This is a genomic window from Actinoallomurus iriomotensis, from assembly GCF_030269445.1.
Lineage (GTDB): Bacteria > Actinomycetota > Actinomycetes > Streptosporangiales > Streptosporangiaceae > Actinoallomurus > Actinoallomurus iriomotensis.
The window spans coordinates 35,319-59,260 of the sequence record NZ_BSTJ01000004.1 but is presented as its reverse complement, the minus strand read 5'-3'; the positions used below and the strand labels follow the sequence as shown (position 1 = coordinate 59,260).

The window sequence follows — 23,942 nt, the reverse complement described above, 5'->3', positions numbered from 1 at the left end:
ACGCACGACGGTCGAAGCGGGAGATCGACGGGGTCGCCGGGCGCGGCCCCGTCATCCCCCCTCCTCCAGCAGGCCGAGGTCGCGCAGGCTCTCGGCCGTCTGCACGATCGTCGTCTCGGCCGCGCGCGGGCGCCATCCGAGCCGTTCACGGGCCCGGTCGTTGTGGATGATCGGCCGCGGCGGGTCGTCTCCCGGCGCCTCCCGCGTGGGCACGCGCGCGGCGAGGTGGCCGAGCCGCCGGCGCAGGATCTCGGCCACCTCCAGGAAGCTGAGCGCCGGGCCGTCGGCGACGGCCAGGAAGCGCCGGCCCGCGGCCTCGGGCGCGGCCATGGCGCGGATGTGCAGGTCCGCCACGTCACGCACGTCGACGACTCCGAAGCGCTGGCGGGGCGCGACACTCATGGCCCCCTCCAGCATCGCCTTGATCAGATGCGTCGAGGAGCGCAGGCCGGTCGTGAGGGTGGGCCCGAAGATGGCCGTCGGGTTGACGACGACGAGCTCGGTGTCACCGCCGTCGCGGTCCATCAGATCCCATGCGGCACGCTCGGCGATCGCCTTGGAGCGCGGGTAGGGCGCCAGCCCCGGCGTGTCGGGATCGGTCCAGTCGTCTTCGGTGAACTCGGCGCCCGGCTTGGGCGTGTATCCGATCGCGGCGAAGGACGAGGTGAGCACGACGCGCCGGGCACCCGCGTCACGCGCGGCACGTAGTACCCGCAGCGTGCCTTCGCGGGCAGGGACGATCAGTTCGTCGGGGTCCTCGGGCTGGGCGACCGGGATGGGCGAGGCGACGTGATGGACCTCTTCACAGCCGGTCACCGCGGCGGGCCAGCCGTCGTCGGCGGTCAGGTCCGCCGTGACGACCTCCAGTCCGGCGTCATCGGCACCGCCGCGGCGCACCGCCGCGCGCAGGTCGGCCTCACTCGCCGTCGAGCGCGCCGTGGCGCGCACCCGGCTTCCGCCCCGCAGCAGTGCGGCGATCAGCTGGGTCCCCACATAACCGGACCCGCCGGTGACCAGAACCGGGCTCATCGCAGCACTCCCAAGCGGTCGATGGCGTCCACCAGGCGCCGCGTCACCTCGGCCTCCGCGGTCCCGTCGCCACGGTCGCGGGCGTCCCACAGCGCCGCCTTCTCCCGCAGATAGCCGAGCCGCGCCTGCTGCGCGACGATCTCGGCCTCGATGCGCTTCGCGTGACGCAGCAGCAGGTTCCGCTGCTCGGCCGCCGCCGCCTGTCCGCGCCCACGGTTGGCCAGGTAGGTACGCATGTCCTCGATGCCCACGCCGACGGCGCGCAGACAGGCCAGCGCCTCGAGCACGTCCAGGTCCTCGGTGCGGTAACGGCGATGCCCGCTCTTCTCGTCGCGGTCGACCGGGCCGACCAGCCCGACATCTTCGTAGTAGCGCAGCGTCGGCTCGCTCAGCCCGCTGCGCCGGGACACGTCCTGAATGGTGAAGGTCGCCATGCGGGCAGCAGAACACACCTCAAGCGCTTGAGGTCAAGCGCAGGGTGACCAGCGGCGGGACGTGACGGACCGGGCCGGCGGGGTCGCCGGACGGTCCGGCGGCGACCGGGCGGGCGGCCTGGGGCCGAGCCCGCCCGGTCTCCGCGAAAGGCCGCCGGGGGATCAGCCGCCGCTCGCGATGGTGATGTCCTGTCGGAGCAGCGTCGCGTACGCCGGCGTGATGCCCTTGCCGGACCGCTCGCCGACCCGTTCGCGCATGGCGGCGAGCTCGCCCTTGACGTCCGACACGGACGCGCCGCCCCCGACCTCCTTCATGATCTTGTTGGCCTGGCCGACCAGCTGGACCGCGAGTCCGTCGTCCGAGATGGCGTGCGTCTGTGCGCCCTCGAGGATGATGCCGGGGAGGTCGTCCGTGGTGACGGGAAGGGACGACAGCGGCACCTTGGTGATGGCGACGTCCTCCTTGTTGACCGAGTAGATGACCCACAGGTCCGTGTCGGTGGCGATCGCGGACGGGTACTCGAACCCGAGGTTCTTGTGTCCGCCCGCGTAGCGGAGCGGCGGCGCGGTGTGGCGGATCACGCCGACCCGGTCGAAGTGCACGCCGTCGCTCGCGAGGGAGATCGAGATGGGGTCGCGCTGCGTGGGCGGCTGTTCGTTGCCGACGACGTACACCTGACCGTCCGGCAACTGGCCGACGAACGACTTGCTCCGCGCGTCGGGCAGGCTGGTGCGGATGGGCGGGTCCCAGGTCCTGCCGCGGTCGTGGCTCGCCTGGGCGTAGAGCCGGCCGGTGTTGTTGCCGCGCCAGAGCCGAACATACGTGCCGTCGGTCTGCACATAGGCGTGCGTCACGTGGCCGAGCGTCTGGCCGTCGGCGGCGGGAGCGTCCTCGGTCCACCCGCTCTTGTAGTCCCACGGCGGGGTGTTGCGAGGGTCGGCGAGGTACGCGGTGATCTGCCGCGCGATCGCGCCGTACCTCGGGTCCGAGGCGTTCGGGTAGCTCGGGAAGCCGGGTTTGGGCTGCGGAGAGGTCGTCTCCAGCCAGAAGATCGGCCCGAGCGTGCCGTCCGGCGCGACCCGCCGCGCGACGCGGCCCCACCCCTTCTTGGTCCGGTCGTCGCCGGACTGGACCCAGTCCCAGACGTCGGCGACGGCGTAGACGTTCCCGCCGATCGTCGCGTACCCGTCGGCGGTCACGACGCGGCCGGGGACGCGCCCGTCGGAGCCGGGTTCGTCGGGTGGGTTCTTGTCCTGGGGCGGGAAGTAGACCGTCCAGGCGGCCCAGCCGCCGCCGGTCGAGACGGTGCCGAGCACCCGCTGGCCGGGGTTGTCCTCGTTCACCGCGCCGTTGGACCACGAGGCGAAGAGGGTGCCGTTCTGGAAGGTCACCATCGGGTGGTGGCTGTAGGTCCCCGTGGAGGGGGTGGCGTGGTACAGCTCGGTCGTCGACAGGTCGCCGAGCACCGGGTATCCCCGGGTGGGCTGGTCGTTCTGGGGGTAGGGGGCGGTCCAGTCGACGAGCGGGCGGGCCGCCGTCGGCACCTCCGCCACGACGCGCGGTGGCGCCTTGTCGGGCGCGACGGTCGCCGCCAACACCGGTAGCGGCACGGCGATGATGGCCGCCGTGATCCACGCGGTCCTGCGTACCAGTTGCATGCGAGTTCCCTTCCGCTGACGCGACGGCGGGCGCTCCCGCCCACCACGGGTACGACCCGGTCCAACGGAAAACCTTTTCCCACGCCGCCCCGGTCCACGTTGTGCTCTCGCGGACAGCCAGCCGGGATCGCGCGAGCTCATGACCTGTGAGGGGGCGGTGGAACGGCGCGGCGACCGGGCCGGCGGTCCGCCGTGCCGCGTGTCCCGGAGACACCGGGCGTCACGCAACGCCGGAGAGCGGCGTCCGGCCGCCTCTCGGCTGCGGTCATAGTGCGACGGACCGGGAGGGTTGTCAACAAGATCCTTGATGCGTTTCGTCGGCGGTATGTCCGATCTCGGCCGCGTGCTTGACCGGAGTCGGCCGCGGTGCGAGCCTCGGCAGCGTAGGAAAACCTTTTCCCGCAAGCCGACCGTCAGGGCGTGGGGCCGTGCCGCGCCCTCTGATCCAGGACACCGCGTCAACCTCCCCCTTCTGCCAGCCACGTGAGCCCAGCGATTCTTGAGGAGTCTCTCGTGTTCGATCGCCGACAGTTCCTGTCAGCCGCGGGTGGCGCGACGGTGGCCGCGGGCGCCCCGCTGCTGCCGCGCCAGGCCCAGGCCGCTCCCCGAGGATCCGGCGGCAACGGCGCCCCCATCGATCGCCATGCGCTGGTGTCGCGGCACAACGTGGTGCGCACGTCGGCGGACCAGGAATGGCCGCTCCAGGTGGGCAACGGGTCGTTCGCGTTCAACGCCGACATCACCGGGCTGCAGACGTTCACGCCGTTCAACACGCTGGCGAACTGGGCCTGGTACACCGCTCCGCCGCCCCCGGGACAGAAACCGTCCGACTTCCAGGGGGAGGTCTGGGACACCCACGGCCGGCCGGTACGGTACTGGATCCCCAATGACACCCAGACCGCGCTGTCGGACTGGATGCGGATGTATCCGCAGCTCATCAGCCTCGCGCGCACCGGGCTGCGGCTGGTCACCCGCGACGGCTGGGACGCCACGAGCAAGGACCTCACCGACTGCCATCAGGAGCTCGACCTGTGGACCGGCACGCTCGACAGCCGCTTCCAGGTCGACGGCGAACCGGTGCGGGTGCGCACCTGCTGCCACCCCGACTTCGACGCCGTCGCCGTCACGGTCGAGTCGCCGCTCGTCGACGCGGGCCGGTTGTCGGTCCTCGTGGACTTTCCCTTCGTCGACACGCTGGCCAAGAGAGCGGTCTACGTGGGCGACTGGGACCACCCCGACGCGCACAGGACCAGCCTGGCCCGCCGGTCGGGGCGGCGGGCCGACATCACCCACACCCTCAGCGGCCTCCACGACCTGACCTACCACACGGGGGTGCGCTGGTCGGCCGGCGCCGAGCTGAACGCGCCGGCGAGTGGCCCGCTCACCATCACCTCGGCTCGCTACGGCGCCGGGAGCACCTGGGTGGACGTGACCGCCCGGCTGCGCGACAAGGTCGCGGGCGATTCCGTGTTCGCCACCGTCGACGCCGATCTGGTCGGCACCGAGACGGGCGCCGGCGACGTCCTCGAGGTCGTCTACCGTCTCGGCGACGACGTGCGCCGCGAGCGGGTCGCCACCGGCGCCGAGCTGCGCATCGGCCGGCGCGCGGAGGAGCACCGCTACACGCTCACCGGCGGCGAGCACGGCCGCCTCGAGTTCGTCGTCCTGTTCTCCCCGGACACCGCACGGTCGCTTCCGCAGCCGGACTCGGTGTTCGCGGCCGGCGCCCGCCACTGGCCGCGGCACTGGAAGTCCGGCGGCGCGGTCGACCTGTCCGGCAGCACCGATTCGCGCTGGTTCGAACTCGAACGCCGCATCGTGCTCTCGCAGTACCTCGAAGCGGTGAACGACGCCGGATCGTTCCCGACCCAGGAGAGCGGCCTGGTCCTGCGCACCTGGTGGGGCAAGGCGCAGATGGAGATGTACTGGTGGCACGCGGCGCACTGGGCGCTGTGGAACCGCTGGGACATCCTCGACCGATCCGTCACCATCTACCAGCGGCTGCTCGCCTCGTCGCGGAAACGGGCCGCGGCGCAGGGCTACAAGGGTGCCAAATGGCCCAAGATGATCGGCCCCGACCTGCGCCAGTCGCCGGGTGAGACCAACGTGCTGCTCATCTGGCAGCAGCCGCACCCGATGTTCCTGGCCGAACTCGACTACCGCGCCCATCCCACCCGGCAGACGCTGGAGAAATGGCGGGAGGTGCTCTTCGCCACCGCCGACTTCCTCGCGTCCTACGCCTTCTGGGACGAACCCACGAAGCGCTACATCCTCGGCCCCCCGCTGCAGGTGATGTCCGAGAACGCCGACTCCAAGACCGCCATGAACCCGACGTTCGAGCTGTCGTACTGGCGGATGGGACTGCGCATCGCCCAGACGTGGCGCGAGCGCCTCGGCCTGGACCGCGACTCCGACTGGGACAAGGTCCTGCACGGCCTCGCCGAACTGCCCGTGGAGGACGGTGTGTACGTCCTCTACGAGGGCGTGCCCGACATGTGGACGAAGTACAACTTCGACCATCCCGGGCCGGCGGTCGTGTACGGCTGGCTGCCCGGCGACGGCGTCGACATGGACACCTTCCTTCGCACCGCGCACAAGGTCTTCGCCGAATGGCAGGTCGACCGGTGGAGCTGGGACTTCCCGATGATCGCGATGACCGCCGCCCGCATCGGCGAGCCCGAGCAGGCGCTGCACTGGCTGCTCTATCCGGGCGGGGCCGACAACATCGACGACGCCGGGTACGGCGACACGCACGGCTACCCGTACCTCCCGGACAACGGCGGCCTGCTCTACGCGATCGCGTTCATGTGCGCCGGCTGGGACGGCGCCCCCGACCGGCACGCTCCCGGGTTCCCCGGCGACGGCACCTGGACCGTCCGCTGGGAGAACCTCAGCCCCGCACTGTAGGCGCCATTCACGGAGGCCGACATGACATGGTCACGACGTAACTTCCTCGCCACGAGCGTCGCGGCGACCGCCGGCGGCGCGGCGCTGGGCGGGATCGGCCCCGCGTCGCCGGCCCGGGCGGCGACGGCCGCCGGCACACCACCGGGAACCGGCGGGGCACCGGGGTGGCGGCGCGCCGCGGAGATCACCAGGCGCGTCCGGCCGCCGCGGTTTCCCGCCCGCCGGTTCGCCGTCACCGACTTCGGCGCGGCCGGCGACGGCACGACCGACTGCACCGAGGCGTTCCGCCGGGCGATCGGCGCCTGCCACGCCGCCGGCGGCGGTCACGTCGACGTCCCGGCGGGGACGTTCCTCACCGGCGCGATCCACCTGCTCAGCGGTGTCGACCTGCACGTCGGCGACGGAGCGACGATCCTGTTCAGCACCGACCCGGCCGCCTACCTGCCGGCCGTCTACACCCGCTTCTCCTCCATCGAGTGCTACAACTACTCGCCCTTCATCTACGCGTACGACCAGGAGAACATCGCGGTCACGGGCTCGGGAACGCTCGACGGGCAGGGCGGCACGGAGCACTGGTGGCCGTGGGTGGGCAACGCGGCGTACGGCTGGAAGCCGGGCGACCCCGAGGAGAGCGCCGACTGGGCGGCGCTGCAGGACATGGCCGACCGGGGCGTGCCCGTGGAGCAACGGGTGTTCGGCGCCGGGCACTACCTGCGGCCGAACTTCCTGCAGTTCTACCGCTGCCGCTCCGTGCTGGTCGAGGGCGTCACGCTGCACCGGTCGCCGATGTGGCAGATCCACCCGGTGCTCTCGGAGAACGTCACCGTGCGCGACGTCCACGTCGACAGCAGGGGGCCCAACAACGACGGCTGCGACCCGGAGTCGTGCTCCGGGGTGGTGATCCAGCGGTGCGTGTTCGACGCGGGCGACGACTCCATCGCCATCAAGGCCGGCCGTGGCGCCGACGGACGGCGGGTGAACGTGCCCTGTGAGGACGTCCTCATCGAGGACTGCGACATGCGGATCCGCTACGGCGCGGTGGCGATCGGCAGCGACACGACCGGCGGCATCCGCAACGTGTTCGTGCGCCGCTGCACCATGGGCAGCCCGAACCTGTACTTCGGCCTGTACATCAAGACCAACTCGGTGCGCGGCGGCTTCGTCGAGAACGTCTACCTGCGCGACATCCACATCAGCTCGCTGCTGAAGGAGACCATCTCGATCGACCTGTACCACGGCGAGGGGGACACCGGCTCCTACCCGCCGCTCGTGCGGAACATCGACATCCGCAACCTGTACTGCGACACGAGCCGCGCCCCCTTGTTCATCCGGGGCTACCCGGACGACCCGTTGCACGACATCAGCCTCGTGAACTGCACGTTTACGAATGTTCAGCGCGACAGCACCATCGCGAACATCGACGGCCTGAGCTTCGACCGGGTGACCGTCGGCGGTCAGCCGGTGACCACGCCGCCGGTCATCGGAAACACCTGAGGAGCCCCCGCATGATCGAGAGACGAGACTTCCTGCGCTACACGGCGCTGGCGGCCGGAACGGCGCTGGGCACGGCCGCCATGGCGAGCTCGCCCGCGGGGGCCCTGGGCTCCGTCGCCGACCACACTCCGCCGAACGCCCGCCCGCGCATCATCTGGAACACCGACATCGGTGGCAGCGATCCGGACGACTGGCAGTCCCTCGTCCATCTCCTGGTGTACGCGGACCGCTTCGACATCGAGGGGCTCGTCCACTCGCCGCCCGGAACGAACAGCGCTCAGCCGATCCTCGACGTCATCGACGTGTACGAGCGTGACTACCCGAACCTGCGGACGTACTCACCTCGTTACCCGAAGCCCGACCGGCTGCGGGCGATCACCAAGCAGGGAGCGGCCGGGTACGGCTGGCAGCGGCCCGCGGGGTTCGACCGCCCGACCGAAGGGTCCCAATGGATCGTCGAACGCGCTCGTCGCCATGACCGGCGCCCGCTGTATCTCCTGATGGCAGGGGGAATCGACGACCTGGCGCAGGCGCTGCACGACGCTCCCGACATCCTGCCGAAGCTCCGCGTCTACTGGATCGGCGGGCCGAACAAGATGTGGAGCGTGGAGGCCTACGACTACATCGAGACCCACCATCCGAAGCTCTGGATGATCGAGTCGAACTCCACGTATCGCGGCTGGTTCACCGGCGGCGATCAGACCGGCGAGTGGGGGAACACCGCGTTCGTGACGACGCACGTCGCCGGCAAGGGAGCGCTCGGCGACTTCTTCGCGGGGGAGCGCGGCGGTGAGCTGAAGATGGGCGACAGCCCGGCCATCGGCTGGTTCCTGAACGGCGTTCAGAACCCGTCGAAGCCCGGCTGGGGCGGCAGGTACGCGCGCCTCTGGGACGACCGCAGGACCGTCTTCGACCGCCTGACCACCTCGGCGGACACGGTCGAGACCTACGGCGTCACCGAGATCGCCCTGCCGATCCCCGACGGCTTCGCCTCCGGCGACACCGCGCAGCTGCTGACGGATGGCCGGGTCCCCTCGCTCGCCGTGAACGACGGCAAGGCGCTGCGGTTCCGTTTCTCCCCGAAGACGCCGCAGGTCTGGTCGTACGTGATCCAGAGCGACTTCGCCGGGCTCGACGGCCTCTCCGGCCGGTTCACCGCCGTGGCGCCGCCGATCGAACGCGCGAGCAGGCCGTCCGCCACCCATCCGAACTGGTGGTGTGACGACCAGGATCCCGCGGTCGCCGTAGGGATCTATCCCGGCGCGAAGAGCGTGAGCCAGTGGCGTCTGGAGTACCTGCGCGACTTCGCCGACCGGATGCTCCGCTGCGCCGCACCGGCCCGGCCGCCGAGAGTGCGATCCGGCGCATGACGCGGCAATTCTGGACGACCAGAGGAAGGGACATGATGGGTGAGCAGAGTCGCAGGCGGGCCCTGCAGACGGGCCTGGGGGCGGTGGCCGGCTCGGTGGTCCTGGGCCGGCTCGCCGGCACGGCCGGCGCGGCGGAACCGATCCGGGCAGGCGCCGCGGCCGTTCCGGCGGACCGGTCGCGGCCCGATCTTCCGTGGGTCGCCGACCTCGGCGACGGCCGTTACCAGAATCCGGTGCTGAACGCGGACTGGTCCGACCCGGACGCGGTACGCGTCGGCTCGTACTTCTATCTCACCGCGTCGACGTTCAACCGGACCCCGGGGCTGCCGATCCTGCGGTCGCGGGACCTGGTGAACTGGACGATCATCGGGCACGCGCTGACCGAGCTGGAGCCGCGCGACCACTTCAGCGTGCCGCAGCACGGGAACGGCGTGTGGGCGCCGGCGATCCGGCATCACGACGGCAGGTTCTGGATCGTCTATCCGGATCCGGACTACGGCATCTTCGTCACCACCGCCGTCGACCCGGCGGGCCCGTGGACCAAGCCGTACGCGCTGAAGCCGGGACTCGGCCTGATCGACCCGTGCCCGCTGTGGGACTCGGACGGCAGCGCCTACCTGATCCACGCCTGGGCCAAGAGCCGGTCGGGGATCAACAACCGGCTGACGTTGCACCGGATGAGCCCGGACGGGAAAGAGCTGCTGGACGACGGCCAGGTCGTGGTGAACGGGGACGAGATCCCGGGCTACACCACGTTGGAGGGCCCCAAGCTGTACAAGCGCGACGGCTGGTACTGGATCTTCGCGCCGGCGGGCGGGGTGAAGCCCGGATGGCAGTCGGCGTTCCGGTCGCGCGACATCTTCGGCCCGTACGAGAACCGCATCGTGCTCGCCCAGGGCGACACGCCGATCAACGGGCCGCACCAGGGGGCCTGGGTCACCACGCCCCGGGGCGAGGACTGGTTCCTGCACTTCCAGGACCGCGGGGCGTACGGCCGGGTGGTCCACCTGCAGCCGATGCGGTGGCGCGACGACGGCTGGCCGGTGATGGGCGACGACGACGGCAGCGGGCGCGGCACGCCGGTGCTGGTCCACCGCAAGCCGGCGGTGGGACGGCCGTCGAAGATCTGCGCCCCCGCCGGCAGCGACGAGTTCACGGGCCACCGGCTCGGCGAGCAGTGGTTCTGGCAGGCGAACTCCGACCCGTCCTGGGGTTCACCGCACGGCGGCCGGCTCCGCCTGGCCTGCCCGCCCAGCGCCGACACCGCGGACCTGCGGCTGCTGCCGAACGTGCTGGGTCAGCGTTTCCCGGCCGAGTCGTTCGTGGCGACCACGTCGCTCTCCCTCCGCGCGACGAGAGAGGACGTGCGGGCCGGGCTGGTGGTACTCGGAGACGCCTACGCGTGGATCGGGTTGCGACGCGTCGGCTCGCAGCTCGTCCTGCAGTACCGGACCGCGGCCAAGGGCCAGGGTGAGGTGGACGCCGCCGCCTCGATCCCGCTACCGCGCGGCCGCGACTCCGTGGTGCTCCGGGTCGAGGTCGGACCGGGCGCCGTGTGCCGGTTCTCGGCCGACCCGGACGGACGCGGCCTGCGGCCGGTCGGCGGGACGTTCACCGCGGCCCCGAGCACCTGGGTGGGAGCCACGCTCGGCCTGTTCGCCACCGCCCCCTCCGGCCCGGACCAGGGCGACACCGCCGAGGTCGACTGGTTCCGTGCCGGCCCGGCCTGAGAAGCCGGACGCGACCCTGCGGGGCCCTAGTGGTCCCGCAGGGAGCGTTCGAGGCGTGCGCCCGCGGCCCGCATGTGGGCCCGCATGGCCTCGGCCGCGGCCTCGGGCACGCGTTCGCGGACGGCGGTCAGGATGGCGGCGTGCTCGGCGATCGTGGTGTCGGTGCTGCCCACCTCGTGGATCGCCCGGCGGATCCACACCCGCAGCAGCGACCGGATGCTGCCCAGGATGTCGTTGAGCACGGAGTTGCCCGCCGCGTTGGCCAGCGTCAGGTGGAAGGCGACGTCGGCCTCGACGAACGCGGCGCTGTCCGGGGCGGCGCGCATCTCCTCCAGGTGCTCGGCGAGTTCGGCGACGGCCTGGTCGTCGGCGCGCTCGGCGGCCAGCCCGGCGATGATCGTCTCGATGTGCCGGCGGGCCTCGATGAGGTCGAGCACCTGCGGCTGGCCGAGCATCAGACCCCACTCGATCGCGCTGGGCAGCAGGCTCGAGGTGTTCTGCTTGAGGTACGTGCCGTCGCCCTGGCGTACCTCGATGATGCCCAGCACGTCCAGCGCCTTGAGCGCCTCGCGGATCGTGGATCGCCCGACGGCGAGGCTCTCGGCCAGCTGCCGTTCGGAGGGCAGCCGGGTGCCGGGGGAGAGCTGCCCCGACAGCAGCTGCGACAGCAGTTGCCGTGCGATGTCGACGACCGCGCTCTCCCGCTGCGGGGCGGACAGCAGGATCTGCGGTGTCTCCGCGCGGGGAGTCGGCTCTCGCGGAGATTTGGGCCGTGCCTCGCCCGTCGAGGCGTTGGAGGGTTCCACCACACCAGGTCCCTTCTCAGATCAGCCCGAAGACGTGCGCGATGTCGACCAGGGTCCGTTCGCCGCCGACGTTGCCGGGCACGACGGCGTACGGGATGGGGCCGCCCGCCGAAGCGGGGACCTCCCACACGGCGATTCCGGGCAGCAGGGGACCCACCACCCGGGCCGTCCGTGCGCCCAGCCCGCGGCGCGCCACCTCGGCGGAGGTGATGCCGCCCTTGGCGATGACGGCCGCCAGCAGCCGCGCGTTCGGGGTGACGGCCCCGCACAACGCCCGCATGACCTGGGCCCCGTGCCGGAGGGCGCCGTGCTCCGCCCGCCGCGTCCGCTCACTGGCCACGATGGCCACGCCGCCACGAGCGAGTTCGGCGCCCAGCGCCGCGGCCAGGCGCGCCCCCTCCCGGTCCGGGTCGGACAGGGCGGCGGTCGTCGATACGGTGTGCACTGGTGTCTTCAGGTCGCGGGAGAGCGCGGCGAGTTGCCGACTGCTCGCGTCGGTGTGCGAGCCGCAGACGACAAGGGTACCGCCGGTGCGACCCCGCGCGGGGGGTGAAACCGGCCGGGCGGAGTGCCGGCCCGCCCGCATGGCGGCCAGCGGGGCGGCGCACCGCAGCGTCACCGCGCGACCGGCCGCCCGCGCCCGGTCCAGCCCCGCGGAGATGACGGCGAGATCGTCGTCGGTCTCGGCGTCCGGCACCACGACCGTGCCGGCCGGGGCCGCGCACAGCGCCCGCGCCACCGCGTCCGGCCCGTCGGCGCGCAGCGCCGCCAGGCCGACCGGACGCGCGTCGCGGCCGCCGATCTCGCGGACCCAGCCGGGCAGGGTACGGGCCCGGTAGCCGAAGACCGGATCGGCCGCGAACTCCGTGTCGGCGGCCACCTGCCGGCGCCCGTCCACGGTGACGTAGTGCACGCCGTCGACCGTGGTCCGCCCGCCCGCGGGGAACGCCGGGACGAACAGCAGCACGTCCCCGCCGAACACGTCCGACTCGGCGAAGACGTGCCCGCGCAGCGTGGAGTCGCCGCGCAGGACGTACTCCGCCCGCACCCCGGCGGCGTCGACCCGGGCGCGAACGCGCCGCAACAGGGCCACGGCCTCGTCCTCCTCCATCGCCCGGGTGTTGGTGAGCACGTACACCGCGTCGTCGGTGCCGGGCACCCGGGTGGGATCGGCCTCCGGATCAAGGAGCACCGGGACGCCCCGGGCCGACTGGGTGCCGGTCGGGTCGTCGTCCAGCACGATGGTGATCGGACGGGTCATCGGACGGGCTTCCTTTCGGTGAGTTCGACGCGGACTCCGTTCGGCTCGTGCAGCAGGAAGCAGGCCCGCCGCCCCCGGCCGCCGGCGAAGATCCTCGCGCCCTCCTCGCCGGGCAGCGCGTCCAGCACCGGCTCGATCCGCTTCACGTTGAAGCACAGGTGGTGCAGTCCCTCGCCGCGGGTGCGCAGGAAGTCGGCGACCGGGCCGGGCCGCAACGGCTGGACGAGCTGGATCAGCACGTTGCCGCCGTCCAGGTAGGTGAGCCGGACACCGGGCTCGTCGGCCTCCTCATCACCGACGACCTTCAGCCCGAGCCGGGACACGTAGAACGGCAGCGCCGCGTCCGCGTCGTGCACCGCGACCGCCACGTGGTCGACGAAGTCCACCCGCGGCGGGCGGCCGGGAATGTCAGCCAAGTCCCCGTACCTCGCTCAGGCCGGACCGCAGCGCCGCCTGGTAGATCCACAGGTCGCCGCCGTACGCCAGGATCCGGAAGCCGCGCTTGATCAGCATCTCCGCCTCCTGCGGGCCGCCGGCCATGAACCCGGCGTGCTTGCCCGCCGCCCGCGCCGCCGCCGCGACCCGGTCCAGCGCGGCCAGGTAGTCGGGGTGGTCGAACCGCCCGGGGATGCCCATGCTGTTGGTCAGGTCGAAGTGGCCGACCCACAGCACGTCCACCCCGTCGACGGCGGCGATCTCCTCGACCGCGGCCAGCCCCGCCACCGTCTCGATCTGCGTGATGACCAGGTGCTCGTCGTTGACTCGCCGCATGTAGGCGACGTTGTCCGTGGCCGCGTAGTCGTCGTGGGCGACGCCGAACGCGGCGCCGCGCACCCCGTCCGGGGGGTACTTGGCCCAGCGCACGATGTCGCGGGCCTCCTCGGCCGACTCCACCATCGGCACCATGACGCCGCGTGCCCCGGTGTCCAGCGCGCGGGAGATGGTCGTACGGGCGGCGTGCGGTACCCGGATGAGAGGGGCGGCGTCCCGCGTGGTGGCGACCAGCCTGCCGAGCGTCTCCCAGCCCCAGCCGGTGTGCTCGGCGTCGTAGATGACGAACTGCGCCCCGGCCCCGGCGGCCAGCCGGCCGATGCCCAGGGTGGCGAACTCGAAGACGAAGGTGCCCAGGACGAGGTCTCCGTCGCGGAGCCCCTGCTTCAGGGTCGTGGTCAACGAACGGCCTTCCGTGAGTGGCGGATGCGTGCCCGCAGCCGGGGATGGTCCAGTGCCTGCGGGTTGACCGGGTGTGCCGGCTCCCGGCCGGCGGCCAGGTCGAGTACTGCGGCGATGGCGCCCTCGCCGTTGCCCAGGGCCAGCTCGTCGGTCCACGCGATGGCGTGCGGGGCGAGCAGCACGTTCGGCAGCGACAGCAGGGGATCGTCGGGGCGCGGCGGTTCGGCTTCGAGGACGTCGAGGGCGGCGCCCGCGATGCGCCTTTCGGCCAGGATCTCGGTCAGCGCGCTCTGCTCGACGATGGGCCCGCGCGCCACATTGACCAAGAACGCGGTGGGCTTCATCAGGGCGAGCCGGCCGGCGTCGAGGAGGTGATGCGTCCGCGGGGTGAGTGCGCAGGTGACGACCGCGAAGTCGGCGCGGGCCAGCAGTTCCTCCAGCTCGACGAGTTCGACGCCCCGCGCGGCGGCGGCCTGCGGATCGGCGTACGGGTCGGCGGCCAGCTGCGTCATGCCGAGCGGCTCGCACAGCCGCGACACCTCGCGTCCGATGTTGCCCCACCCGATCAGGCCGAGGGTGCGCCCGGACGGGGAGACGCCCATGTGGTCGAGTTTGTCGTTCCACCGGCCGGTACGGACCAGCCGGTCCTTGTCGAGCACCCGGTGGGACAGCGCGAGCAGCAGGGTGAGCGCGGACACCGCGACCGGCCTGCGGACACCGTCGGGCGTGATGGTCACCAGCACCCCCGCCTCGGTGCAGGCCGCGACGTCCACGTTGTCGTAGCCGACGCCGAAGCGCGCCACCAGTGAGAGCCGGTCGGCGTCGGCGACGGTGGCCGCGGTCACCCGGGGGCCCAGCACGATGAGCGCGTCGTACTCGGCGACGTCGGCGGCGGCGAGCTCTCCGTTCTCGGCGGCGGGCAGGAAGTCCCAGACGACGCCGTCCTCGAGCGCCGCCTCGTCGAGCCGGCGCAGGCCGATGTCGCCCCAGCCGATGCGGCCGTCGTCGGTCAGGAAGTCGCGTGTCAGGCCGACGCGGAACGGCTCAGGCATCCGGAGTCCTCTCCTGGCGGGTACGGGTGGTCGGGGGACTGAAGGCGACGGACGGGCCGGGCAGGACGAGCGGGCCGTCGCGCGCAGGCCGTACGCCGTCCGCGAGCGGGGACTCCGCGAGCAGTTCCCAGTCGCGCCCGCCGGGGTCGAGGGCGCGTGGCTCGTCCGACGGGTTGGCGACGATGATCAGATGGCGGGCGTCCTTGCGGACGGCCAGGCCGGTCAGCCCGTCCGGCAGGTCCAGCCGGACGAGCCGCCCGCCCGCGTACGGGCGAAGCGCGGCGAGCACGTGCCACACCGGCGCCCCCACCACGCCGCGCGGGCCGGTCGTCTCGTACAGGGAGATCTCCGCCGCGCCCGCGAGACCCAGTGCCGCCAGCGCACCGACCGTCCAGGCCGCGCCGAACGGGCCGCGATGCCGGGGATCGGGCGGCGGGGGCGGCGCGTCCGGCGCCCACGGATCCCAGGCGGGCCGCAGGCTCACCGGGCCGACCAGCACCGGCCGTCCGCCCGCCAGCTCGCGGGCCTGCGCCACCACCCGGGGATGGACCCGCAGGGTCTCCCGGACGCTGGCGGTGTCGTCGGCGTGCGCGGTCGCCGTGATCGGGAAGCACACGAGGTCCAGCAGGTCGACGGGCAGCCCGTCCGCCCGGTTCAGCTCGGCGAAGTGCGCCCGGCTGCCGCCGCCGATCCGTAAGCCGGTGCCCGCGAACACCCGCCGCGCCGCCTCGGCGAGCTCGCGCGTCGTGGTCAGGCGGGGGCCGAACAGCAGGAGCGTGTCCATGGGCGTTCCGGCCAGCTCGGCGACCTGGCCGGGGGTCGCGCGCACCGCGCCGACCCGCAGCGGGACGCCGAGCCCCCGCGCGACCTCGCCCGCCTCGGCGACGTGTTCCCGCCAGCCGTCCAGATCCATCCGGACGTCCGCGTGGACGAAGGCGGGCCCGGCCTCGGCCAGAGCCCGCGACTCGGCGGGGACCGGGCCGCGGTGCTGCAACCCGATCGCCGGAAGCGGCGGCCCGTCCGCGCCGAGCCGCACTCCGGCGGGACCTCGCGCGGGCGTCCGGGCGGGGGCGGGCCGGCCGGTGACGCTCAGGCGCATCCGCTGGCGAACGCGCCGGCCGCGCCGCAGCCGGACGGGGAAGGGCAGCGACAGGGGAGTGCCGTAGGTCTTGTAGGAGGCGTCGGTCCAGTTGCGCTGGTCCTCGGTCTCGAAGACGTCGCCGTCCAGCTCGATCGACACCTCCAGCCCGCCGTCGTGGTATCGCATCGCGACGATGTCGCGCAGCGGCTGGTGGGGGCTGATCCGCTCGGGGAACCGGCCGGTGTGCTCGCCGTCGGGCCCCCGCACGAGCACGGGCGTCCCGGCCAGGCGCAGCGGGTGCAGCAGGCACAGCCCGACGCGGCTGCGCAGGAAGTCGCGTTCGGCCTGACCGTCCATCTCGAAGGTGAGCTCGCGGTCGGTGAGGCTGATCGTGCCGGTCCAGCGGAAGCCGACGTCGCCGTTGTCGTGCCGGACGTGGACCGTGACGCGGTCGCCGCCCTCGGATTCGACGCCGAGCACCTGCGCGGGCACGGTCCGCCAGTCACGGTCGCGGACGCCGACGTAGACCCGCCGCAGCACCGGCGTACCGGCGAACCGGACGCGGTCCAGCGCCGCGCCGAGCAGATCGGCCCGCAGCGGCCCGTGCCCGAGCGGCCGGGGCGTGGGCTCCGTGGAGGCGGCTGCGGTCATGGCGGTCATCTTCCGGTCCGGGTCCGGTCGTGCGGTCCGGTGGCGGGTCGGGTGCGGTCGAGCGTCGCGTCGCGCGGGTCGGCGCGCGTGCGCCGGGGCGTGGGCTCTGGAGAGGCGGCTGCGGTCATGGCGGTCATCTTCCGGTCCGGGTCCGGTCGTGCGGTCCGGTGGCGGGTCGGGTGCGGTCGAGCGTCGCGTCGCGCGGGTCGGCGCGCGTCGGCCGGGGCGTGGGCTCCGGGGAGGCGGCTGCGGTCATGGCGGTCACCTTCTGATCACCCGGTCGACCGGCGGACGAGCTCGACGAGGTCCCGGCCGCTCTCGCCGATCTCATCGAGCGCCGCGACCTGCTCCGGGGCGAGGGTGAGTCCGGCGGCCGCCACGCTCGCGTCCAGCTCGGCGGGGGTCTCGGGGCCGACGATGGCGCTGGCCACACCGGGGCGGGCCAGCAGCCAGGCCAGCGCCAGCCGTTCGGGCGGCTGCCCCCACTCCCCGGCCAGCGAGGACAGCCGTCCGGCCGCCTCCCGCTGCCGGGCCGAGTAGCCCTGTCCGCCCCACCGCCGCTCGCCGGCGTACTCGCGGGAGGCCGCGTCCTCTCCGGCCAGCAGGCCGCCGCTCAACGGGCTGAAGGCCACGAGGGACAGCCCGAACCGCCGGGCGGCGGGCACCACCTCCCGCTCCACCGCGCGGTCCACGAGGTTGTAGCGGACCTGGGCGCACACCGGCGGGTCGAGCCCCAGGTCGCTGCCGATCCACAGGGCGTGGGTCAGCTGCCAGGCCGGGTAGGTGGACAGCGCCGCGTACCGCACCTTGCCCTGCCGCACCATGTCGTCGAACGCCCGCAGCGTCTGCGCCAGCGGCGTGTCCGGGTCGGGGTGGTGGGCGTAGTAGACGTCGACGTGGTCGGTGCGCAGCCGGCGCAGGCTGGCCTCGAGCTGGCGGAACAGGTGCCGCCGGGACAGCCCCCGGTCGCCCACACCCGGTCCGACCGGCTCGCCCGCCTTGGTGGCCAGCACCACCTCGTCGCGCCGCCCGTGCAGCGCCCGGCCGACCAGTTCCTCGGCGGGCTCACGTGCCGCGGCCGGCGGCGTACCGGGACGGTCGAAGTGCGGGAGATGGCCGTAGGAGTTCGCGGTGTCGACGAAGTTGACCCCGCGGTCGAGGGCGGCGTGCACGAGACGCGTCGCGTCGTCGGCGGCGGGGGCCACTCCGAACGTCGCCGTGCCGAGGCAGATCCGCGACACCCGGATGCCCGAAGGCCCGAGGAGGGAGTACTCCATCGCCCGGCCGCCCTTCTGAATGCCTGGTTTGTTCCCGGACCGTAAACCGGCCTCGCAAATTGGTCAACCGGTTGACCAATCCGAAAAACGCGACTTACGATCACGGCCGGTACGTGACCTGGATCACCTGTCGTGCCCCTTATACGGCGGCCGGGTCCGTCCGAAAGGAGGTGGCCGATCCGTGCGGAGCCTCGTTCCCTACGGCCTGGCCTGCGAGTTCCTTGATGAGCCGACCACCGTCGATGAGCCGGCGCCACGCCTGTCGTGGCGGCTGCGCTCCTCTCGCGTCGCGGACCGGCAGAGCGCCTACCGGATCCGGGTGACCGCCGAACCCGCCACGGGCTCCGGCGGCACCGGGGTTTGGGACACCGGCCGCATCGAGTCCGACGCCACCTCGGCGGCCTACCACGGGGCGGCGCTGCGGCCGTGCACCCGCTACCGGTGGGACGTCGAGGTCTGGAACCGCGACGGCCGGCCCGACGGGCACGCGTCGTCCTGGTTCGAGACCGGGCTGCTGAGCCCGGACGGCTGGGCCGGCGCCGCCTGGATCACCCGGGACGAGAACACGCTGCCGCTGTTCGAGCCGCCCCGCGACGACCACCGCACCCTCAACACCCGTCACCTGGCGCCCTGCCTGCGGCTGCGCAGGGCCTTCGCGCTGCCCCGGCGGCCCGCCCGAGCCCGGCTGTACGCCTCCGCGCAGGGCGTCTACCGGGCGAGCGTCAACGGCCGGCCCGTGTCGGACGCCGAGCTCGAACCCGGCTGGAGCGACTACCGCGACCGCGTCCAGTACCGGGCCTACGACGTCACCGCCCTGGTCGGCGAAGGCGCGAACGTCCTCGCGGCGCTCGTCGGAGACGGCTGGTGGAGCGGCTTCGTCGGCTTCGACCCGCGCCGCGCCGGCAAGATCTACGGAGACCGGCCCGCGTTCGTCGCCCGGCTGCTGGTGGAGTTCCCCGACGGGGAACGGATGTGGCTCGGTACGGACGAGACCTGGCGGGAGTCGCCCGGCCCGGTCCGCCACTCCGACCTGCTGATGGGCGAGTTCCACGACGCGCGGGAGCCGCACGGGGGCTGGGACAGGCCGGGCTTCGACGACTCCGGCTGGCCGCGGGCGATCGTCGCCGGCCGCGACACCACGAAGCTGCGCGCCGCCCGTGCCCAGCCCGTCCGGGTGACGAGCCGCCTCCCGGCGGTCGAGGTGTCGGCCCGGCCCGACGGCACGGTCATCGCCGACCTCGGCCAGAACATCGTCGGCCGGGTCCGGCTGACCGTACGCGGCGCCGAGCCCGGCCGCCACATCGTGCTCCGCCACGCCGAGACGCTCGACCCGGACGGCGGCCTCTACACCGCCAACCTGCGCCGCGCGGAGGCACGCGACGTGTACGTCTGCTCAGGCGAGCCGGTGGAGGTCTACGAACCCGTCTTCACCTGCCACGGCTTCCGGTACGTCGAGCTGTCCGGTTATCCGGGGGTGCCGGAACCGGGCGACGTGGTGGGCGCGGTGCTGCACAGCGACACTCCGTGGACGGGCGAGTTCTCCTGCGGCGACCCCGACGTGGAGCGGCTGCACGCCAACATCCGCTGGGGGCAGCGCGGCAACTTCGTCTCGGTGCCGACCGACTGCCCGCAGCGGGACGAGCGGCTCGGCTGGCTCGCCGACGCCCAGGTCTTCCTGCCCACCGCGGCCCGCGGCGCGGACGTCGCCGCGTTCTTCGCCGGCTGGATGGAGGACGTCCTGGCCGGCCAGGACGAGGACGGCGCGTTCGGCGACGTCGCGCCCAAGGTGTCGATCCTGCGTGAGGGCGCACCGGGCTGGGGTGACGCCGGGGTGATCGTGCCGTGGACGCTGTACCGGCTGTACGGCGACGAACGGATACTGGACCGCTCCTTCCCGGCGATGACGCGCTGGGTCGAACACATCTGGCGGCACAACCCCGACCTGGTCTGGCGCCATCGCACCGGACGGCACTACGGCGACTGGCTGCAGATCGGCGCCGAGACTCCCCGGGAGGTGCTGGCCACCGCCTACTTCGCCCGGTCCGCCGAGCTGGTGGGAAGGGCCGCGCGGGTGCTCGGCCGTCCCGGAGACGCGGCGCGGTACGAGGCGCTGGCGGCGGAGGTGCGGCGGGTCTTCGCCGACCGGTTCGTGGGCCCGGACGGCCGCGTCCACGGCGACACCCAGACCGGCTACCTGCTGGCCCTGGAGTTCGGGCTCGTCCCGCCGGAACTGGAGCAGGCCGCCGCCGGACACCTGGCGGCCGACGTGGAGAAGCACGACCATCACCTGACCACCGGGTTCATCGGCGTCTCCCTGCTGTGCCCGGTGCTGACCCGCGCCGGCCGCGCCGACCTCGCGTACGCCCTGCTCCACCAGGACACGTTCCCGAGCTGGCTGTTCTCGGTACGGCACGGCGCCACCACCGTCTGGGAGCGCTGGGACGGCTGGACCCCGGACGGCGGCTTCCAGTCCGCCAACATGAACTCCCTCAACCACTACAGCCTCGGGGCCGTCGGCGACTGGCTCTACGGGGGAGTGGCCGGCATCGGGCAGGCGCCCGACTCCGCCGGCTACCGCCACATCGTGGTGCGCCCGCGTCCCGGCGGCAGGCTGACCTGGGCCTCGGCCGCCCAGGAGACCGTACGCGGACGGATCGAGTCGGCCTGGTCGCTGACCGATGACCGCATCGCCCTCGACGTGCTGGTCCCGCCGGGCGAGCCCGCCACCGTCCACGTGCCGACCACCGACCCCGGCACCGTCCTCGTGGACGGCCGCCCCGCCGCCGAACGGGTGGAGGTCCTCGCCCGGCACGACGGCGAACTGGTCTGCGCCGTCCCGTCCGGCCGCCACCGTCTCACGGCCGCCTGGCACCCCACCCACCGGAGGATCCCATGAACATCGGCAGACGAACCGCCCCGGGTCCGAGCCGCCGCGACTTCATGCGGCTGAGCGGCGCGGCCGGCGCGGCGCTGGGGCTGAGCGCCTGCGGCTTCGGCCGCTCGGACGGCGGCGGCAGCGCGCTCAAGGTCTGGGACCAGTTCACCACGTCGCCGCAGAACGAGGCCGTCCGGAAGGTCTACGACCTCTACCGGCGGTCGTCCGGCGTCACCATCGACCGCACCACCCAGCCGGGCGACCAGATGACCACCGTGGGCAAGACCGCGCTGGCCTCCGGCACCGGTCCGGACGTCATCTACTACGAGGTGGGCAAGGGCAACGCCGGAGTGCTGGCCGAGGCCGGGCTGCTCCTCCCGCTGGACGACCTGGCCGCCGAGCACGGCTGGCTGAACAAGATCACGCCGTTCGCCCAGCGCGAGGCCCGGCTGGACGGCAAGCTCTACGGCCTGCCCAACGAGACCGAGACCACCGCCCTGTTCTACAACAAGACGCTGATCGACAAGTCCGGGCTGACCGTCCCGCGGACCTTCGACGAACTGCTGAGCTTCTGCGCCAAGGCCAAGGCCAAGAAGCTCATCCCGATCGCCTACGGCCAGGCCGACGTCTACCCGTGCTGGTGGGCCTTCTCCCTGATGACCAACAACATCGTGGGCGGCAGGGCCATGGGAGATCTGGTCTTCGACGGCAAGGGCAGCTGGAACACCCCGCAGATGAAGCAGGCCATCCAGCTGTTCTTCGTCGACCTGGTCAAGGCCGGCGCGTTCATCGACGGCCTCAACTCCCTGCACGGCCCCGACGCGCAGTCGATGTTCCTGTCCGGCAAGGCCCTGATGAACCTCAACGGCACCTGGGCCGTCGGCGCCGTCGAGAAGGGGCTGCCGGGCCAGGAGGTCGGCATCATGCCGATGCCGTCCATCGACGGCGGCGACCGCGTCTACCCGGCGGGCACCGGCTCGGCCTACTACATCTCGGCAAAGTCCAAGCGCGGCGAGGAGGCCGGCGCGTTCCTGGACTCCCTCTACCAGCCGGAGGCACTGCGCGTCTGGGTGGAGCAGGGCAAGATCTTCCCGCCCGTGCCGTTCGACTCCTCCGGCTGGTCGCTGTCGCCCCTGCAGAAGCAGGCGCTCGGCGCCGCGCAGAACGGCGGCGGCGACGCCACCCGCAACCTCGGCTACTCGGTCAACCACGGCAAGGCGTCGCCCGGCTTCCTCAACGCGATGACCAGCGGCTTCCAGGCGGTCGTCCAGGGTCGCAAGACTCCGGCGCGGCAGGCCGACGACCTGCAGAAGGCGTGGGAGAAGGGACGGTAGGTGATGGAGACGTTCCCCCCTCCGCGGAGGGAGGCGGCATGGCGACCACGATGATCCGGTCCAGGCCGCCGCTCGCCGGGCGCTCCACCGCGCCCGCCGCCCGACGCCGGCCCGGCGACCGGCGCGTGTCCGGCTACCTGTTCGTGCTGCCGGCGCTCGCCGTGTACGCCCTGTTCATCCTGTATCCGCTGGTCCAGTCGGTCTATCTGAGCCTCACCGACTGGGACGGCGCGAAGCCCCACAAGACCTTCATCGGCCTGGGCAACTTCGACCGGCTCGTGCACGACACCCTGTTCTGGCGGGCGCTGTGGCACAACCTGATCTGGGTGGTGCTCGGCACCGCGCTGGCGATGGCGGTCAGCCTGCTGCTGGCCATGCTGGTGTGGAGCCGGCCACGGGGGTTCACGGTGTTCCGCACCGTCTACTTCATGCCGCAGATCCTCCCGGCCATCATCGTCGGCATCGTGTGGAGCTGGATCTACAGCCCCGCCTTCGGCATCCTCGACCGCGGCCTGTCCGCGGTCGGCCTGGGGTCGTGGAGCCGCGGCTGGCTGGGCGACCCGGACTTCGCGCTCTACGCGGTGCTGGTCGCCTCGGTCTGGGCCACCATCGGGCTGGCCTTCGTCATCTTCACTGCCGCGCTGCACAACGTCGACCAGGACCTGCTGGACGCCGCCCGGGTGGACGGCGCCGGCGCCTGGCAGCGGTTCCGGCACGTCGTCGTGCCGCAGCTGTCCAGCGCGGTCACGCTGGTCACGGTGCTGCTGCTGGTGCACGGGTTCCAGGCGTTCGACCACGTCTGGATCATGACCAAGGGCGGCCCGGACAACAGCACCCAGCTGCTGGCCACCTACACGTACCAGAAGGCCTTCATGGAGAACGACGTCGGCTACGGCGCGGCGATCTCGCTGGTGCTCACCGTCCTGTCGCTGGTGGTGTCGCTGGCCGTCGTACGCCTGCGGGAGAGGGGCGACCGATGACCACGCGCACTTCCCGGTACGTGATCCTGGCGATGTTCCTGGTGCTCTTCCTGCTGCCGTTCGTGTGGATCTGGTCGTCGGCGCTGAAGTCCAACAGCGAGATCAACGCCGATCCGTTCGGGCTGCCCACCAGCCCGCAGTGGGGGAACCTGGCCGACGCCTGGACCACCGGGCGGTTCGGCAAGTACCTCGGCAACACCGTGCTGTACTGCGCGTTCGTGGTGCCCGGGGTGACCGTGCTGTCCTGCCTGGCGGGCTACGCGCTGGGCACCCGGCGGCTGCCCGGCGAGCGGTACCTGCTGGGGCTGTTCCTGCTGGGCATCATGATCCCGTTCCAGTCGATCATGGTGCCGCAGTATTACCTGGTGCGCGACCTCGACCTGCTCGGCAGCTATTGGGGCGTCATCGTGCCGAGCATCGCGCTGGGCCTGGCCTTCGGCACCTTCCTGATGCGCTCGTTCTTCCGCGAGCTGCCCGAGGAGATCGGCAACGCGGCCCGGCTGGACGGCGCGGGGGAGTGGCGGGTGTTCAGCCGGATCATGCTGCCGCTGGCCCGGCCGGGGCTGATCACCATGGTGGTGCTGCAGTTCATGTTCACCTGGAACATGTTCCTGATCCCGCTGCTGTACGGGCAGGACGAGAACCTGCGGCCGGTGTCCACCGGGATCATGTTCTTCATCGGCGAGTACAGCGTCGACCGCTCCATGATCGCCGCCGGGGTCACTCTGGCCAGCGTCCCGATCATCGTCGTCTACCTGGTGCTGCAACGGCACTTCATCCAGGGCATGACCTCGGGTGCCCTCAAATGACGCACTCGCACTGACGCACA

The 23,942-nt window shown here is 72.5% G+C and carries 19 protein-coding genes; 8 read left to right on the top strand and 11 right to left on the bottom strand.

What is annotated here, in order from left to right:
- Positions 1-51: 51 nt before the first annotated feature.
- The 3 genes from QSK37_RS17650 to QSK37_RS17640 form a co-directional block, all read right to left on the bottom strand.
- On the bottom strand, positions 52-1,029 hold the full coding sequence (locus tag QSK37_RS17650) for an NAD-dependent epimerase/dehydratase family protein (RefSeq protein WP_285622144.1): 978 nt from the start codon (positions 1,027-1,029) through the stop codon (positions 52-54).
- Positions 1,026-1,463 carry a MerR family transcriptional regulator gene (locus QSK37_RS17645; protein WP_285622142.1) on the bottom strand — a complete coding sequence of 146 codons (438 nt, stop codon included), beginning with the start codon at positions 1,461-1,463 and terminating at the stop codon, positions 1,026-1,028. Before QSK37_RS17645 ends, QSK37_RS17650 begins: the two co-directional genes overlap by 4 nt.
- Before the next feature lie 162 nt (positions 1,464-1,625).
- Positions 1,626-3,122 carry an exo-alpha-sialidase gene (locus tag QSK37_RS17640; RefSeq protein ID WP_285622139.1) on the bottom strand — a complete coding sequence of 499 codons (1,497 nt, stop codon included), beginning with the start codon at positions 3,120-3,122 and terminating at the stop codon, positions 1,626-1,628.
- 513 nt (positions 3,123-3,635) lie between these two features.
- Between QSK37_RS17640 and QSK37_RS17635 the strand changes: the two genes are divergently transcribed.
- The 4 genes from QSK37_RS17635 to QSK37_RS17620 are packed head-to-tail and all read left to right on the top strand — an operon-like array spanning position 3,636 to position 10,623.
- Complete coding sequence (locus QSK37_RS17635; protein WP_285622136.1) at positions 3,636-6,029, top strand: hypothetical protein; 2,394 nt, start codon at positions 3,636-3,638, stop codon at positions 6,027-6,029.
- A gap of 21 nt (positions 6,030-6,050) precedes the next feature.
- Positions 6,051-7,523, top strand: a complete 1,473-nt coding sequence (locus QSK37_RS17630) for a glycoside hydrolase family 28 protein (protein ID WP_285622133.1) — start codon at positions 6,051-6,053, stop codon at positions 7,521-7,523.
- Positions 7,524-7,534: 11 nt separating this feature from the next.
- A complete protein-coding gene (locus tag QSK37_RS17625) occupies positions 7,535-8,893 on the top strand; it encodes a DUF1593 domain-containing protein (RefSeq protein ID WP_285622130.1) in 1,359 nt (452 codons plus the stop codon).
- Between the two features lie 35 nt (positions 8,894-8,928).
- Positions 8,929-10,623, top strand: a complete 1,695-nt coding sequence (locus tag QSK37_RS17620; RefSeq protein WP_285622128.1) for a glycoside hydrolase family 43 protein — start codon at positions 8,929-8,931, stop codon at positions 10,621-10,623.
- Between the two features lie 26 nt (positions 10,624-10,649).
- Here QSK37_RS17620 and QSK37_RS17615 read toward each other — a convergent pair whose 3' ends face one another.
- From QSK37_RS17615 to QSK37_RS17580, 8 genes are all read right to left on the bottom strand, one after another.
- On the bottom strand, positions 10,650-11,432 hold the full coding sequence (locus QSK37_RS17615; RefSeq protein WP_285622126.1) for a FadR/GntR family transcriptional regulator: 783 nt from the start codon (positions 11,430-11,432) through the stop codon (positions 10,650-10,652).
- A gap of 13 nt (positions 11,433-11,445) precedes the next feature.
- A complete protein-coding gene (locus tag QSK37_RS17610; protein ID WP_285622122.1) occupies positions 11,446-12,690 on the bottom strand; it encodes a four-carbon acid sugar kinase family protein in 1,245 nt (414 codons plus the stop codon).
- Entirely contained in the window at positions 12,687-13,106 is a 420-nt protein-coding gene (locus tag QSK37_RS17605; protein WP_285622120.1) for a VOC family protein, read from the bottom strand. Before QSK37_RS17605 ends, QSK37_RS17610 begins: the two co-directional genes overlap by 4 nt.
- Entirely contained in the window at positions 13,099-13,863 is a 765-nt protein-coding gene (locus tag QSK37_RS17600) for an HpcH/HpaI aldolase family protein (protein ID WP_285622118.1), read from the bottom strand. The genes QSK37_RS17605 and QSK37_RS17600 overlap by 8 nt, the downstream gene beginning before the upstream one ends.
- The gene (locus tag QSK37_RS17595) at positions 13,860-14,915 is read right to left on the bottom strand and encodes an NAD(P)-dependent oxidoreductase (protein ID WP_285622116.1); all 1,056 of its coding nucleotides are present in this window, start codon (positions 14,913-14,915) and stop codon (positions 13,860-13,862) included. The genes QSK37_RS17600 and QSK37_RS17595 overlap by 4 nt, the downstream gene beginning before the upstream one ends.
- Positions 14,908-16,647: a D-apionate lactonase family protein gene (locus tag QSK37_RS17590; protein ID WP_285622113.1), complete on the bottom strand. Its 1,740-nt coding sequence runs from the start codon at positions 16,645-16,647 to the stop codon at positions 14,908-14,910. Before QSK37_RS17590 ends, QSK37_RS17595 begins: the two co-directional genes overlap by 8 nt.
- A 133-nt stretch (positions 16,648-16,780) precedes the next feature.
- The gene (locus tag QSK37_RS17585; RefSeq protein WP_285622110.1) at positions 16,781-16,903 is read right to left on the bottom strand and encodes a hypothetical protein; all 123 of its coding nucleotides are present in this window, start codon (positions 16,901-16,903) and stop codon (positions 16,781-16,783) included.
- 16 nt (positions 16,904-16,919) lie between these two features.
- On the bottom strand, positions 16,920-17,924 hold the full coding sequence (locus tag QSK37_RS17580) for an aldo/keto reductase (RefSeq protein ID WP_285622108.1): 1,005 nt from the start codon (positions 17,922-17,924) through the stop codon (positions 16,920-16,922).
- A gap of 181 nt (positions 17,925-18,105) precedes the next feature.
- On the opposite strand from QSK37_RS17580, the gene QSK37_RS17575 reads away from it, so the two are divergent.
- From QSK37_RS17575 to QSK37_RS17560, 4 genes are read left to right on the top strand one after another with little or no spacing between them, the layout of a single operon-like run.
- A complete protein-coding gene (locus QSK37_RS17575; protein ID WP_285622105.1) occupies positions 18,106-20,820 on the top strand; it encodes an alpha-L-rhamnosidase in 2,715 nt (904 codons plus the stop codon).
- The gene (locus QSK37_RS17570; RefSeq protein WP_285622103.1) at positions 20,817-22,133 is read left to right on the top strand and encodes an ABC transporter substrate-binding protein; all 1,317 of its coding nucleotides are present in this window, start codon (positions 20,817-20,819) and stop codon (positions 22,131-22,133) included. Before QSK37_RS17575 ends, QSK37_RS17570 begins: the two co-directional genes overlap by 4 nt.
- A gap of 38 nt (positions 22,134-22,171) precedes the next feature.
- The gene (locus tag QSK37_RS17565; RefSeq protein WP_285622101.1) at positions 22,172-23,113 is read left to right on the top strand and encodes a carbohydrate ABC transporter permease; all 942 of its coding nucleotides are present in this window, start codon (positions 22,172-22,174) and stop codon (positions 23,111-23,113) included.
- Positions 23,110-23,922, top strand: coding sequence for a carbohydrate ABC transporter permease (locus QSK37_RS17560; RefSeq protein ID WP_285622099.1), 813 nt, complete (start codon positions 23,110-23,112; stop codon positions 23,920-23,922). Before QSK37_RS17565 ends, QSK37_RS17560 begins: the two co-directional genes overlap by 4 nt.
- Positions 23,923-23,942: the final 20 nt, after the last annotated feature.

Bases quoted from the DNA above. Each gene is read 5' to 3' on its own strand.
- QSK37_RS17650 (WP_285622144.1), bottom strand. From the start codon at position 1,029: ATGAGCCCGGTTCTGGTCACCGGCGGGTCCGGTTATGTGGGGACCCAG.
- QSK37_RS17645 (WP_285622142.1), bottom strand. From the start codon at position 1,463: ATGGCGACCTTCACCATTCAGGACGTGTCCCGGCGCAGCGGGCTGAGC.
- QSK37_RS17640 (WP_285622139.1), bottom strand. From the start codon at position 3,122: ATGCAACTGGTACGCAGGACCGCGTGGATCACGGCGGCCATCATCGCC.
- QSK37_RS17630 (WP_285622133.1), top strand. From the start codon at position 6,051: ATGACATGGTCACGACGTAACTTCCTCGCCACGAGCGTCGCGGCGACC.
- QSK37_RS17625 (WP_285622130.1), top strand. From the start codon at position 7,535: ATGATCGAGAGACGAGACTTCCTGCGCTACACGGCGCTGGCGGCCGGA.
- QSK37_RS17620 (WP_285622128.1), top strand. From the start codon at position 8,929: ATGGGTGAGCAGAGTCGCAGGCGGGCCCTGCAGACGGGCCTGGGGGCG.
- QSK37_RS17610 (WP_285622122.1), bottom strand. From the start codon at position 12,690: ATGACCCGTCCGATCACCATCGTGCTGGACGACGACCCGACCGGCACC.
- QSK37_RS17595 (WP_285622116.1), bottom strand. From the start codon at position 14,915: ATGCCTGAGCCGTTCCGCGTCGGCCTGACACGCGACTTCCTGACCGAC.
- QSK37_RS17590 (WP_285622113.1), bottom strand. From the start codon at position 16,647: ATGACCGCAGCCGCCTCCACGGAGCCCACGCCCCGGCCGCTCGGGCAC.
- QSK37_RS17585 (WP_285622110.1), bottom strand. From the start codon at position 16,903: ATGACCGCAGCCGCCTCCCCGGAGCCCACGCCCCGGCCGACGCGCGCC.
- QSK37_RS17580 (WP_285622108.1), bottom strand. From the start codon at position 17,924: ATGGAGTACTCCCTCCTCGGGCCTTCGGGCATCCGGGTGTCGCGGATC.
- QSK37_RS17570 (WP_285622103.1), top strand. From the start codon at position 20,817: ATGAACATCGGCAGACGAACCGCCCCGGGTCCGAGCCGCCGCGACTTC.
- QSK37_RS17565 (WP_285622101.1), top strand. From the start codon at position 22,172: ATGGCGACCACGATGATCCGGTCCAGGCCGCCGCTCGCCGGGCGCTCC.
- QSK37_RS17560 (WP_285622099.1), top strand. From the start codon at position 23,110: ATGACCACGCGCACTTCCCGGTACGTGATCCTGGCGATGTTCCTGGTG.